The organism is Sulfuritalea sp., assembly GCF_031426875.1.
GTDB lineage: Bacteria > Pseudomonadota > Gammaproteobacteria > Burkholderiales > Rhodocyclaceae > Sulfuritalea.
Genome location: NZ_JASJPC010000021.1, coordinates 146,486 through 159,910 on the forward strand (window position 1 = coordinate 146,486; position 13,425 = coordinate 159,910).

11 protein-coding genes are annotated in these 13,425 nt (G+C 63.6%); 9 read left to right on the forward strand and 2 right to left on the reverse strand.

Annotated features, from left to right (window positions below):
- Positions 1 to 51 precede the first annotated feature (51 nt).
- The 9 genes from RMO95_RS10255 to RMO95_RS10295 all read left to right on the forward strand — a co-directional run bounded on the left by RMO95_RS10255 (position 52) and on the right by RMO95_RS10295 (position 10,409).
- Positions 52 to 1,218 carry an amine dehydrogenase large subunit gene (locus tag RMO95_RS10255; RefSeq protein ID WP_310450523.1) on the forward strand — a complete coding sequence of 389 codons (1,167 nt, stop codon included), beginning with the start codon at positions 52 to 54 and terminating at the stop codon, positions 1,216 to 1,218.
- A 232-nt stretch (positions 1,219 to 1,450) separates the two neighbouring features.
- The gene (locus RMO95_RS10260) at positions 1,451 to 2,011 is read left to right on the forward strand and encodes a MauE/DoxX family redox-associated membrane protein (RefSeq protein ID WP_310450524.1); all 561 of its coding nucleotides are present in this window, start codon (positions 1,451 to 1,453) and stop codon (positions 2,009 to 2,011) included.
- 1 nt (position 2,012) lies between these two features.
- Positions 2,013 to 2,606: a methylamine dehydrogenase accessory protein MauD gene (mauD, locus tag RMO95_RS10265; protein WP_310450525.1), complete on the forward strand. Its 594-nt coding sequence runs from the start codon at positions 2,013 to 2,015 to the stop codon at positions 2,604 to 2,606.
- A gap of 36 nt (positions 2,607 to 2,642) precedes the next feature.
- On the forward strand, positions 2,643 to 3,173 hold the full coding sequence (locus tag RMO95_RS10270; protein ID WP_310450526.1) for a methylamine dehydrogenase light chain: 531 nt from the start codon (positions 2,643 to 2,645) through the stop codon (positions 3,171 to 3,173).
- Positions 3,174 to 3,199: 26 nt separating this feature from the next.
- Positions 3,200 to 3,640, forward strand: coding sequence for a cytochrome c (locus RMO95_RS10275; protein WP_310450620.1), 441 nt, complete (start codon positions 3,200 to 3,202; stop codon positions 3,638 to 3,640).
- 71 nt (positions 3,641 to 3,711) lie between these two features.
- Entirely contained in the window at positions 3,712 to 5,085 is a 1,374-nt protein-coding gene (locus RMO95_RS10280; protein WP_310450527.1) for a DUF1329 domain-containing protein, read from the forward strand.
- Between the two features lie 17 nt (positions 5,086 to 5,102).
- The gene (locus RMO95_RS10285) at positions 5,103 to 6,971 is read left to right on the forward strand and encodes a DUF1302 domain-containing protein (RefSeq protein WP_310450528.1); all 1,869 of its coding nucleotides are present in this window, start codon (positions 5,103 to 5,105) and stop codon (positions 6,969 to 6,971) included.
- Positions 6,972 to 7,037: 66 nt separating this feature from the next.
- Complete coding sequence (locus RMO95_RS10290) at positions 7,038 to 9,434, forward strand: efflux RND transporter permease subunit (RefSeq protein ID WP_310450529.1); 2,397 nt, start codon at positions 7,038 to 7,040, stop codon at positions 9,432 to 9,434.
- A 9-nt stretch (positions 9,435 to 9,443) separates the two neighbouring features.
- The gene (locus RMO95_RS10295) at positions 9,444 to 10,409 is read left to right on the forward strand and encodes a WD40/YVTN/BNR-like repeat-containing protein (protein WP_310450530.1); all 966 of its coding nucleotides are present in this window, start codon (positions 9,444 to 9,446) and stop codon (positions 10,407 to 10,409) included.
- Positions 10,410 to 10,866: 457 nt separating this feature from the next.
- On the opposite strand, the gene ald is transcribed toward RMO95_RS10295, so the two are convergent.
- Both ald and RMO95_RS10305 read right to left on the reverse strand, forming a co-directional pair.
- Positions 10,867 to 11,994 carry an alanine dehydrogenase gene (gene ald / locus RMO95_RS10300; protein ID WP_310450531.1) on the reverse strand — a complete coding sequence of 376 codons (1,128 nt, stop codon included), beginning with the start codon at positions 11,992 to 11,994 and terminating at the stop codon, positions 10,867 to 10,869.
- Between the two features lie 27 nt (positions 11,995 to 12,021).
- Positions 12,022 to 13,404 (reverse strand): APC family permease, encoded by a 1,383-nt coding sequence (locus RMO95_RS10305; protein WP_310450532.1) that lies wholly within the window; start codon positions 13,402 to 13,404, stop codon positions 12,022 to 12,024.
- Between the last annotated feature and the right edge of the window lie 21 nt (positions 13,405 to 13,425).

Below are 13,425 nucleotides of genomic sequence, written 5' to 3' on the forward strand. Positions count from 1 at the left end.
TAAGAACAAAGGATCGTCCGGGCGTCCGGGCGGCATTCGAGGAGTAGGACCATGCTACCAAGGTCATTGCTTGCGTTCGGGTTAGGCATGCTGTGCTCGTGGGCAGCCCTTGCCGCCAGCGCCGCGGCGGAGTTGCCGGTGGATCGCATCACCGTGAGGAATCTGCCGGTGGCCACCCCGTATCGGCTCTACCTCAACGATGCGGCGTTTCCGCACATCATCGACGGCAAGCTGATGGTCATCGATGGTGCCAGCCTGAAGCTGGAAGGCATGGTGGGCACCGCTTATGTCGCGCACACGGCGCTCTCGCCGGATCGTTCGGAAATCTATGTCGCGACCACCTATTACGCGCGCTTGAACCGCGGCGAGCGCTTCGACCAGATCGACGTGTACGACGCGCTTACGCTCAAGCTCAAGACGGAGATCGCCGTGCCGAACAAGCGCGCCCTGGCGCTGGCCTACAAGGGCCTGATCCGCAGCTCCGCGAATGGGCGCTTCATCTTCGTGCAGAACGCGACGCCGGCAAGTTCGGTGAGCATCGTCGATCGCAGCGCCGGCAAATTCGTCACCGAGGTTGCGACCCCGGGCTGCTGGGCGATCTATACGCCGGCCAGCGTTTCCGACAGGTTCTCCTCGCTGTGCGGCGACGGCACCATGCTCACGGTCGTGCTCGATGACAAAGGCAATGTCGTGGGGCGCAAGAAGAGCGCCGTCTTCTTCGATCCCGATGAGGATGCCTTGTTCGTGTCGGGCGAAAAAGTCGGTGACCGCTACTACTTCGCCTCCTTCAAGGGCCATCTGCAGCCGGTCGATATCGGCGGTGATGTGGCGATCGCCGCACCGCGCTGGTCGCTGGTCCCGGCAGCGGATGCCAAGGGTCGCTGGCGGCCGGGCGGCTATCAGCTGATGGCCGTGCACGAACAGAGCGAAACCCTCTATGTCGGGATGCACAGGAACGGCGCGGAAGGCAGCCACAAGAATCCTGCCGACGAAATCTGGGCCTACGACCTGGCATCCGGCAAGCGCATTGCCCGCAGTCCGGCGGCAGGTACCACGACGCTGGCCGTGACCCAGGGCGTCGCGCCACGCCTGCTGGCTTTCGACGGCACCAAGGCGATGTTGAACGCGTTCAACGCGACACCGCATCAGGGACGCATGAAGTTCCTGGCCAGCGGCGGTCCTTTCGGCGAAACCCCGACACTCATGGATACGCAGTGAGCGCCGCCCGCCGGGCCGCCCCAAGGGCGGCGCAGCCATTGACACGGAGCGAGCGCAGCTCGCGAACCGAAGTCACCCCCGCCCTTGGGGAGGGGGCCGGGGGGTGGGTAGTCCAGAGCGCCGCCCGCCGGACCGCCCCAAGGGCGGCGCAGCCATTGACACGGAGCGAGCGCAGCTCGCGAACCGAAGTCACCCCCTCCTCTGGTGAGGGGGCTGGGTGGAGGCTAGTCCAATGATGATGCCGTTGCAGGTCGACCCGGTGCTGTCCCACGCCATGGGGGCTGCGCTTGCCGTGGTCTTGCTGTCGGGCGCCTGGCAGAAGCTGAGGGAGCAGGAAGCCTTCGCCGCGGCCCTGGAGAACTATCGCCTGCTGCCCGCCGCCATGGTGGGCTGGATGGCCAGGCTGCTGCCGCTGGCGGAGGCGCTTGCCGGATCGCTGCTGCTGTTTCAGTCCACGCGCCTGCCGGCCGCGCTGCTGGCATTTGCACTGCTGTTTCTGGTGACGTCGGCAGTGGCAATAAACCTGTTGCGGGGTTACTCCGAAATCGAATGCGGCTGCGGCGGATTCGGTGGCGGCGTCGGCGACCAGTCGATTTCATGGGGCCTGGTGGCGCGCAACCTGGTCCTGATCGCCGCGATTCCGTGGATCGCCGCCGAGTCCATCCCGCGTGACCTGGTCTGGATGGATTACCTGACCGTGGCCTGCGCCACCCTGGCCCTGCTCGGCCTGTATGCCCTGGTCAGTCAGTTGCTGGCCACGCAACCACGCCTGAGCGCTTTGAGGAACTCCTGAAATGATCGATGCGATTGTGATTTCGAACGTCTTGCTGTGGGCGGTGGTATTGGTTCTCATGGTTACGGTGCTGGCCCTGGCGCGCCAGATCGGAATCCTTTACGAACGCGTCGCCCCGATGGGCGCGCTGATGCTCGACAGCGGGCCCAAGGTGGGCGAGGCCGCCCCCCGGCTGGATATCGAGTCGCTGTCCGGCAGCCGTGTCGCGATAGGTGGCGCGGGAAATTCACGCAGTCAGCTGCTGTTCTTTCTTTCGCCGACCTGTCCGGTCTGCAAGAAGCTGTTGCCGATTCTGCGCTCGGTGCGGCATAGCGAACGCAGTTGGCTCGACGTGGTGCTGGCCAGCGACGGCGAGCCTGCCGAACATCTTGCCTTCTATCGATCGGCCAAGCTGACCGACTTCCCCTATCTGCTTTCGGCGCAACTGGGCATGGCGCTGAAGGTCGGCCGCCTGCCCTATGCCGTGCTGATCGGCGACGACGGCCGGATACGCGCCAAGGGTCTGGTCAATTCGCGCGAACAGCTGGAGAGCCTGTTCACGGCGAAGGAACTGGGTGTCGCCTCGGTCCAGGAATTCCTCGACCAGCGGGCGTGATGGTCGGCACTCGACAAAATCCCAAGGAGAGATCAGGTGAAATGGTTCGATAGCTTTTTCGAACAAAAGACGCGCATGGCGGCACAGGGAATCTCGCGGCGCAGCGCCCTGTCGCGGATTGGCCGTGCGGTGGTCGGCGCGGCTCTGATCCTGCCGATCTTGCCCTTCGATCGCGTGGCGCGGGAAGCCCATGCGGCACCGAAGGACAAGCGCAATGACGATACCGCCTGCGAGTACTGGCGCTACTGCGCACTCGATGGCTGGTTGTGCACCTGCTGCGGCGGCACCATTTCGAGCTGTCCGCCGGGAACCGAAGTATCGAAAGTGACCTGGGTCGGCACTTGCCACAACCCGAATGACGGCAGGGACTACCTGATCAGCTACAACGACTGCTGCGGGGCCACCAGTTGCGGCCGCTGCCTGTGCAACTTCAACGAAGGCGAAAGACCCGGCTACCGCATGGGCGTGCACAACGACGTCAATTGGTGCATGGCCAACAGCAACAACAGCTACCACTGCACGGTCGCTGCCGTGGTCGGAACAGCCGAGTCGCCTCGGGCGCGGTGATGGAGAGGCGGCTGCTCTTGCTGGCGATGGCGGTGGCCCTGGGCAGCACCTCGATCTGCGCCCAGACCCATGGCGCTGCGGGCGCCGAGCTTTTCGGCAAGCACTGCGTGGCCTGTCACCAGGCCGACGGCGAGGGGATACCCGGACTGGCGCCGCCGCTCGTTGGAGCCCTGAAGAAAGTTGCGGAGGTCGACCTGGGGCGCACTTATATCGCCCATGTCCTGGTCTCCGGAATGGCGGGCACGATCAAAACCCGTGTCGGCAAATTTATTGGGGCCATGCCATCCCAGGCGGCGCTTTCGGATCATGAGCTGGCGGCGATCGCCTCGTATGTGCTGTCCACATTCAACGACAGCCCGGTAGCACTGAAAGCGGAAGGCTTTGCGGCACTTCGCAGCAAGCCGCTGCCGCCGGGAGAAGTTCGCAAATTGCGAGAGCAGGTCTTGGCGCAAATCGGTGGGCAGTAGATAGCGGTGGCTGGCGCGGCGACCTGATACGAAAAACCATACCTAGAGGAGTAATGGCAATGAGGGAGAAAATGAAACTGATCGCAATGGCGGTGACCGCGATGCTTTGCGGAGCAAGTCTTGCGGCATCGCCCCAAGAGGCCGAGCGGCTCGGCAAGGACCTGACCCCCGTCGGTGCGGAAAAGGCCGGCAACAAGGACGGCTCCATACCCGCATGGCCCGGCCGCCAGGCGCAGGGCCCGGGCTGGAGTCATGGCCAGAATCGTGCTGCCGCATGGAAGGACAAGGGTGAAAAGCCCCTGTACTCGATCACCGCTGCCAATCTCGACAAGTATGCCGACAAGCTGACTCCGGGGCAGGTGCAGCTGATCAAGCAAACGCCGGGCTACCGCATGGACGTCTACCCGACGCATCGCAGCTGTGCGAACCCGGACTTCGTCGAGCAAAACACCAGGAAGAATGCCACCGCGGCCAAACTCGGCGCGGACGGCTGGAGCCTGAAGGAGGGCTTCATGCCGGGCATCCCGTTCCCGGTCCCCAAGTCCGGCGCCGAGGCGATGTGGAACTACAAGATGAAGTACGCCGGCATCGGCTTTGAATGGGCGCGCAACTTCATCACGCTCTCGCCGCGCAAGGGCAGCAGCGACTGGGTTCAGGCCGGGGCCACGCAAACCTACTACTTCCCGTGGGGCGCCAAGGGTTCGGCCTCGCTGGCCGACCTGCCGCCCATCGAGTACTACACCTACTTCGCCTATGAAAGCCCGGTGGCGCTGGCGGGCCAGGCCCTGGCAATCGCCTACTACACCGACCGGGTCGGCAGCGATACGTTCTACTATTTCCCGGGACAGCGCCGCGTCCGCCGTATGCCCTCGTATTCCTACGACGCGCCCCAGATCGGCTTCGAGAACCAGTACACGCTGGACGAACCGCGCATGTTCAACGGTACCATCGATCGCTTCGACTGGAAGCTGGTCGGCAAGAAGGAAATCTACGTCGGCTACAACTCCTTCGGCATCTACGATCCCAAGGCCAAATTCAATGACGTAGTCAAGCCGGAAGGCATTGATCCCGCAGCGCGGCGCTACGAGCTGCACCGCGTCTGGGTGGTCGAAGCGACGGTCAAGGCCGGCGTGCGCCATGTGGTGCCGAAGCGCACCTTCTATCTGGACGAGGACAGCTGGGCGATCTCCGTGGCCGAGGATTTCGACGCCAACGGCAAGCTGTGGAAGCTGCGCGAGAGCTTCGTAATCCCTGTTTATGAAACCGCCAGCTGCGACAACCCGGCCTTCGTCCAATACAACATGCTGGAAGGCGGGCGCTTTGTTTTCGACCAGAGTCCGCTGGGCGCAGGAAGCGACATGCGCTGGGTGGTCGAGTCGAAAGACGCGAAATTCAGGAAAGAGTTCTATTCGGCTGAAAACCTGCGCGCCATCAGCGAGCGTTGATTCTTTAGGGAGAAGACATGAAAACACGGACAACACGACTCGCCGCCGCGATGATGGTGGCCGGGCTGTACTCGGTGGGCGCCCAGGCCTTCACCTTCGAGGGTGAATCGGTCAAGGGTTCATTCGATTCGACCGTCACCTTCGGCTTCGGCAAGCGCCTGAAGAACCAGAGTTGCTCCCTGGTGGGCGATGTCACCGGGCCTTGCGGCGCCAGCGCCGATTTCGCGGTCTGGTCGAACGGCGACGACGGCAACATGAACTACAACAAGGGCGATTTCTTTACCACCTATCTCAAGGGCAACCACGAACTGCTGCTCAAGCTGCCGTCCGACATCACCTTCATGGCGCGGGCGAACTGGATGCAGGACTTCGCCGCCGACAAAACGCGCCGCACCGAACTGCTGGGGGATGCGAAACAGCAGATGACCTCGGATGTGAATCTGATGGACCTCTGGGTCAGCAAGGAATTCAACATCGGTGAGCAGCGCGCGCGGGTGCGGGTCGGCAACCAGGTGGTGAGCTGGGGCGAGAGCCTGTTTGCGCCCGGCGGCATCAATTCCACCAATGCCATGGACATCAACCGCCTGTCCAGCCCGGGAATGCAGCTGAAGGAGGTGTTCCTGCCCGCCCCGATCATCAGCTTTGCCACCGGGCTCGGTCACGGCCTGAACTTCGAGGCCTACTACCAGACCAGCTGGAATCGCAGCAAGCTGCCCGCGGTCGGCAGCTATTGGTCGGTCGCCGACTTTGCCGGCAAGGGATCGCACAAGCAGCTCTATCTTGATTTTGGCGGCGGCCCCGGCGGCCTTTCCTGGCTCAACGGTATCGACGCGCCGACTTACGCGCGGATGAACGGGGTCAGCCTGGCCGCCGCCGAGGCGGCGCTGGCAGGCTTCGCGTTTGCCGGCGTCGGCGCATCGGCAACTGCCTTTGCGGTACCGCAGACTTCCGATCTGACGCCGAAGAACTCGGGGCAGTACGGCTTGTCGCTGCGCTGGACGCCGCCGGACAGCGACCTCAATCTCGGTTTCTACTACATGAACTATCACGACAAGACACCCAATGGCCGCTGGTGGAAGGACACCGGGCTGGCGCCCTTCGGCACGGTCGAGAACGTGTTCCTGGAAAACCGGAAAATGTATGGCGTCAGCGTCAATACCTCGATTGGCAACTGGGCGGTCGGCGCCGAGCTGTCCTACCGGCCGAAAGATGCGGTATCGCTCTCGGCCTGCACGCCGACGGGAACCGGCGGACCGGCACAGAACTTCATTCCGGCCACGGTCGGCCCGGGCGCCTACGACTGCGATGGCTGGATCGACATGAAGAAGTACCAGACCCATCTAACCGGCATCCTGGCGTTGACGCCGGGCGATCACGGCTGGTTCCTCGATGCCGTCGGCGCGCAGACCGGCACCTTCCTCGGCGAGTTCGTCTGGACGCGCTACCCGGAAGCCGATCCCAACAAGATCTATACGCGGACGGTGAACGGCACCGGCGGTCCGATAACGGTCGACCAGGTGATCGCCGGGGGGCTCTACACCTGGCCCGCCAACGGCAACAAGACCACGGTCAAGGGCACGGGCAGCAAGGACTCGTTTGGCTACATGTTCGATTTCAGCCTGGTCTACGACAGCTCGCTGATCAGCGGCTGGCAAGTGATTCCCGGCATCTTCATGATGGGCGCCCTGAAGGGCGAAACGCCCAATCTGGTGGCGTTCTGGCAGGAGGGTGCGAAATCGGCGAACTTCTATGTCAACTTCGTGCAGAACCCGGCGAAGTGGCAGGCCGGCGTCAACTACACCACCTTCTGGGGCGGCAAGTCCGAGTACCATCAAGTGCTGAAGGACAGGGACTTCGTCGGCGGCTACGTGTCGTACAACTTCTGATTCGATCTCCGGTTCCGGCGGGCCTCGGTCCGCCGGTTTTCGTAAACCCCTTGTCCGCCGCCGCCAGTGCCAAAACTATTTCAAATTGACGACCTCGATCAGTTTCTAACGCGGCGTCTGAAGCAACTGGAGTCTTTCTGTTTCCGCTTTCGCCTGCCTATCCTCGCAGTGCTCGCGGTATTTACGGTGTTCATGGGCTATTTCGCGCTGCAGTTGCGCATGGATGCCGGATTCGAAAAGCAAATGCCCTCCGGGCACGAGTACACCGAAACCTTCAACAAGTATCGCGACGACGTACTGGGCGCCAATCGTCTCAATGTGGTGGTCAAGGCACGTCAGGGCACGATCTGGACCCAGCAGGGGCTGACTCGCCTCTACGAGGTGACCCAGGCCGTCGCCTATCTGCCCAGCATCGATCGTCTGGGCGTGCAGTCCTTGTGGACGCCGAACAGTTTCGTCAACGAAATAACCGAGGAAGGTTTTCGCGCCGACCCGTTGATTTCGGGGACCGTCACGCCGCCGCAACTCACTTCCGAGATAATCGCCGGCATACAGCGCGCGGCCAGCCAGGGCGGTTTCGTCGGTACGCTGGTATCGCACGACCAGCGCAGCGCGATGATCGTCGCCGAGATCCAGGAATACGACAAGGACGGCAAGAAGGTCGATTACATCGCCTATAACCGCCTGCTCGAAGAGCAGATCCGCGCCAAGTTCGAGGACGGCGATTACGAAATCCAGATCATCGGCTTTGCCAAACAGATCGGCGATATCGCCGATGGCGCCTCCGCCGTCGTCGAATTCTGCGGCATCGCGCTGTTGCTGACGGCCCTCGCGGTGTATTGGTACTGCCACTCGATACGCTTCACCATCCTGCCCATCGTCTGTTCGCTGACTTCCCTGGTCTGGCAGTTCGGCGCCTTGCGCCTGCTGGGCTATGGGCTCGATCCGCTGGCGGTGCTGGTGCCCTTCCTGGTGTTTGCCATCGGCGTTTCGCACGGTGTGCAGCAGATCAACTTCATCGTGCGCGAGCTTTCCCACGGCAAGAGCAGCGAAGAGGCGGCGCGCAACAGCTTCACCGGCTTGCTGATTCCGGGCACCCTGGCTCTGGTGACCGCCCTGGTTTCCTTCATCACCCTGATACTGATTCCCATCCCGATGGTGCGCGAGCTGGCGATCACCGCCTCGCTGGGCGTCGGCTTCAAAATCATCACCAACCTGGTGATGCTGCCGATCACGGCATCCATGTTCAACTTCACCAAGCAGTATGCCGACGAGGCGATGCTCAAGCGCGAGCAGCGGGCCGGCTGGCTGCGCGTCCTCGCGCGGGTTGCGGAACCGCGCAATGCGCTGGTCGTGATCGGCATCACCACCGCGATCTTCGGCGTGGCGGTTTGGCAAAGCCACGATCGGGTGATCGGCACGCTGCAGCCCGGCGCGCCCGAGTTGCGCGCCGACGCCCGTTTCAACCTCGACGCCGTGGCGATTGCCGAAAACTACGACGCGGGCCTCGACTGGCTGACCGTGATCTTCGAGGCCGCCCCCGAGTCCTGCGAGAACGTCGCCCTCGGGGTTTTCCAGGACCAGTTCACCTGGACCCTGCAGAATGTTCCCGGGGTGCTCTCGGCGAATTCCTATGCGGGGCAGTTGCGGGTGTTCAACGAAGGCTACAACGAGGGCAATCCGAAAATGAGCGTGGTGCCCATCGATCCGGGCAACTATTCCGCGCTCAGCGTCGAGATCGGCCGTAACCGCGGCTACATGAAGAAGGACTGCAGCATGACTGCGGTTCATCTGTTCCTCAGCGATCACAAGGCCAAGACCATCAATCGGGTGGTCGACGCGGTAAAGGCCTTCCGCGACAGCTACCGGCTGGAGGGAGTGACGATACGCCTGGCCTCCGGCAACGCCGGCGTGCTCGCCGCGGTCAACGACGAGGTGGAGAAGAGCGAGCTGCCGATGATGCTCTACGTGTATGCGGCAATCATCGTGCTGGTGGCGATGGTGTATCGCGACTTCCGTGCCGTGATCGCCTGTTGCCTGCCGCTGACGGTGGGCACCTTCATCGGCTACTGGTTCATGAAGGAACTGCAGATCGGACTGACCGTGGCGACGCTGCCAGTGATGGTGCTGGCGGTGGGCATCGGGGTCGACTATGCGTTCTATATCTATAACCGCCTGCAGATGCACATGGCCCGCGGCCAGCCCATCGTCAAGGCGCTGGAGCACTCGATACTCGAAGTCGGGACGGCGACCATTTTTACCGCGGTGACTCTGGCGATCGGCGTCGCGACCTGGAGTTTCTCGGCACTCAAGTTCCAGGCCGACATGGGCAAGCTGCTGGCCTTCATGTTCATGGTCAACATGATCATGGCCATGACCGCCCTGCCGGCCCTGGCGGTCTGGCTGGAGCGGCTTTTCCCGCGCCGCGGACCCGTCCGCGCGCCGGGCATCCTGACGCATTGAACGATCGACATGAATCCCAGACTTCTGCTTGCATTCGGTTTCCTGCTCGGCTTGCCGCCTGCCGTGCCTGCCGCAGCGCCAGGCGCCGCATTGACCGCACAGGCGGCTGTCGCCAGTTCGTATGCGGGCAAGGCGCCCGTGCTCGCCGCCGCGCGCGCCGGCAAGCGCGTCGTCTCGGTCGGCGACTACGGCACGGTGATGATTTCCGATGGCGGCGCGTTCCGGCAGGCGCGCGAAGTGCCGGTGAATTCCACGCTGACCGCGGTGACTTTTGTCGACGACAAGTTCGGCTGGGCGGTCGGCCATTGGGGCGCAATCCTGCACACCGCGGATGGCGGCGAGACCTGGACCCGGCAGCGCCTCGACACGACGATAGACCGGCCCTTGTTCTCGGTGCATTTCATCGACCGCAACCACGGCGTTGCCGTCGGTCTCTGGTCGCTGCTGCTGACGACCGAGGACGGCGGCAAGAGCTGGAACAGCGTGAGCCTGCCGAAGCCGCCCGACGGCGGCAGGGGCGACCGGAATCTGTTCAAGGTATTCGGCAACCGCGGGGATGTCCTATACGTCGCCGCCGAGCGCGGCACCGTACTGCGCTCCGCGGACCGCGGGGCGACCTGGACCTATCTCGACACGGGCTACAAGGGCTCGTTGTGGACCGGTCTGGTGCTGCATGACGGCAGCCTGGTCGTGGCCGGCTTGCGAGGAACCGCATACCGCAGCGTCGATGACGGAAAGTCATGGAGTCAGGCGATGACCCATACCAAGAGTTCCATCACCGATCTGGTGGAGTCGGGCAACACGCTATGGGGCGTAGGGCTCGACGGCGTGACGCTGAGCAGCTCCGACGCGGGTGTCAGTTTCGTCGCCAGGCAGCGGGACGACAGGCTTGCGCTGACCGCGGCGGTGGTCGCCGGCGACGGCGCGCTGCTGACTTTCTCCAAGCGCGGACTGGTGCTTGCCACAGAGCGCTAGGCGCAAGCTGTGGCACGGGCGCGCCGTGTCGCCAGCGCCAACTCTTGCCTGGTACGCAGGCATGTTGAAACCGATGGATGTAGGAGCGAGCTTGCTCGCGACAACGGCTTATCGCGAGCAAGCTCGCTCCTACAGGGAATGCGCCATTTCCCTGTTGACTGACTACCAGTCGATCGCCGCCAGCGCCATTTCGGCCGCCACATAGGGGTGGCCGAGTTTCTCTTGGTGCATCTTTGTGTCCTTGGTGTCTTGGTGGTGAGATTTTTCCATCAGATCGAGTTTGACTGACCACTAGGCGCAAGCCGTGGCGCGGGCTCGCCGTGTCGCCAGCGCCAACTCTTGCCTGGCACGCAGACATGTTGAAACCGATGGATGTAGGAGCGAGCTTGCTCGCGACAACGGCTTATCGCGAGCAAGCTCGCTCCTACAGGGAATGCGCCTTTTCCCTGTTGACTGACTACCAGTCGATCGCCGCCAGCGCCTCCTCGGCCGCCACATAGGGGTGGCCGAGCTCCCGGGCCACGGCCTCGCAGGTAACGCTGCCGCCGCAGACGTTGAGTCCGTTGCGCAGGTTGCCATCGCGCAGCAAAGCCTGCCTGATGCCTTGGTTGGCAATCGCCAGGGCATGTTCCAGCGTCGCGTTGGTCAGCGCCTGGGTCGATGTCCGGGCGACGCCGCCGGGCATGTTGGCGACGCAATAGTGGATCACGCCGTCGACCACATAGGTCGGGTCCTGATGGGTGGTTGCATGCGAGGTTTCGGCGCATCCGCCCTGGTCGATCGCGACATCGACCAGCACCGATCCCGGCTTCATCAGCCTGATCATTTCCCGCGTGACCAGTTTCGGTGCCGCTGCACCGGGAATCAGCACCGCGCCGATCACCGCGTCGGCCATGCGCAGCTCATGCTCGATGGCGTCATGGGTCGAGAACAGGGTGCGAATCCGCCCGCCGAAGTCGTTGTCGATTTCCCGCAGGCGCGCCAGCGAACGGTCGAGGATGGTCACCTGCGCCCCCAGTCCCAGCGCCATGCGGGCGGCATGGATGCCGACCACGCCGCCGCCGATGACCGTGACATGGGCCGGGGCGACGCCGGGCACTCCGCCCAGCAGCACCCCGGAACCGCCGGACGATATTTCCAGCGCCTTGGCCGCGGCCTGGACCGACATGCGCCCGGCCACCTCGGACATCGGCGCCAAGAGCGGCAGGCCGCCGCGCCCGTCGGTCACGGTTTCGTAGGCGATGCATGTCGCGCCGCTGTCGATCAGGCCCTGCGTCTGCAGCGGATCCGGCGCCAGATGGAGGTAGGTGTAGAGAATCTGTCCGCGGCGCAACTGCCGGTATTCGGCCGGCTGGGGCTCCTTGACCTTGATGATCATGTCGCAGTCGGCAAAAATTTCGGCGGCCGTGGCGGCGATTTGCGCCCCGGCCGCAGCATATTGCCCGTCGGTGAAGCCGATAGCCTTGCCGGCATCGGCCTGCACCGTGACCTGATGGCCGCAGCGCACCAGTTCCCGGCTACCCGCCGGAGTGAGTCCGACGCGATATTCGTGATTCTTGATTTCCTTGGGTACTCCGATACGCATTCCAACTGTCTCCTGATTCAATCAATATTACTTCGGCATCCCGCCGACCAACGCCGGATTGGCCTCGAACAAGCCCTTGTTCATGAAGATCTTGATCCACAGTGCGCCGATCACGGCGATCAGCGCCAGCACCGTTCCGAGGGAGGTGAATATCGGTGCGACCAGTTCCGGTGCCGGCGCGCTGTTAACCACAACGTAGCCGAGGCCGAGAATGGCGATCACCTGCGGCAGCGGGAACAGAGGCACGCGATAAGGCCGCGGTGCGTCCGGCATGCGCAGGCGCAGGACGATCAGCGCCAGGTGGGCAATCATGTAGGAAATCAGCCACGCACTCGCCGCGGCGATGATCAGCGGCAGAATCTTGCCGACGTCGCCGCCCGACCAGGCCACCCCGACCAGCGGCAGACAGGCGACGAACAGCAGGGCCACCCAGGGCGTGCGGTAACGCGCGCTCAGGCGCTTGAAGACCGGAAACACCTGGCCGCTCATCGCCATGCCGTGCAGCATTTGCGGCAAGGCCCCGAGCACGGTGTTGACCAGGCTGGCGGTGGCGGTGATGGCGATGGCGCCGAACACCAGCTTGGCCATCGGGCCGAACACGGCGACGGCATACTCGAGGTGCGGGGTGGCGGCGCTCGTCAATGTTTCGCGCGACAGCAGCAGGCCGGCGCCGATGCAGAACAAGGCATTGGCGATGGTCACCACCGTCAGGCCGATGAACATCGCGCGCGGGATGTCGCGCGCCGGATTCTCGGCGTCTTCCGCCAGGGGCGTGACGAATTCGGTGCCGATCAGGGAGTACAGCACCAGCGACACCACGCCGATTACCGTGACGTTCTCGGCCATTGCGGCCAGGCCGGCACCGCTGGCCACAGCAGCCCCGGCGTGGAAACCGCCGGTGGCGGCGACGATGCCGGTCAAGGCGAGGAAAACCAGCATCACGACGGTCAGCAGGGTTTGCGTGCGCGCGAATACATCGGTGCCGAGGTAATTCAGGATCACCAGGACGGCGAGCAGCAATACCGCCCAGCCCATGGCCGGCATTGCACCCGGCAGCAGTTGCGCCATCACGCTGTCGACCAGCATCAGTTCCGCCGCCTGGCCGAACAGTGCCGGCACGACGTAGCCGGCGAACACGGCGAAGATCGCCGGAAAGTGGCCCAGCGAAGCCTCGCAATACGCGGAGAGGCCGCCGTGGCGGGGCATCATCAAGGCCAGTTCGGCGAAGGTGGCGGAGTTGCAGAGCATCAGCACATAGGCGATGGCCATCGCGCCGAGAAATCCCCAGCCGGCGATGCCCGCGGCCTGCAGCAGCGAAACGATGGTGCTCTGGCCGACGATGACGCCGATCGCGATGCAGAACAGCGAAAAGAATCCGATGCCTTTCTTCATGCCCGGCGGCTTGTCCATGCCCACTCCTTTAACGTGAAA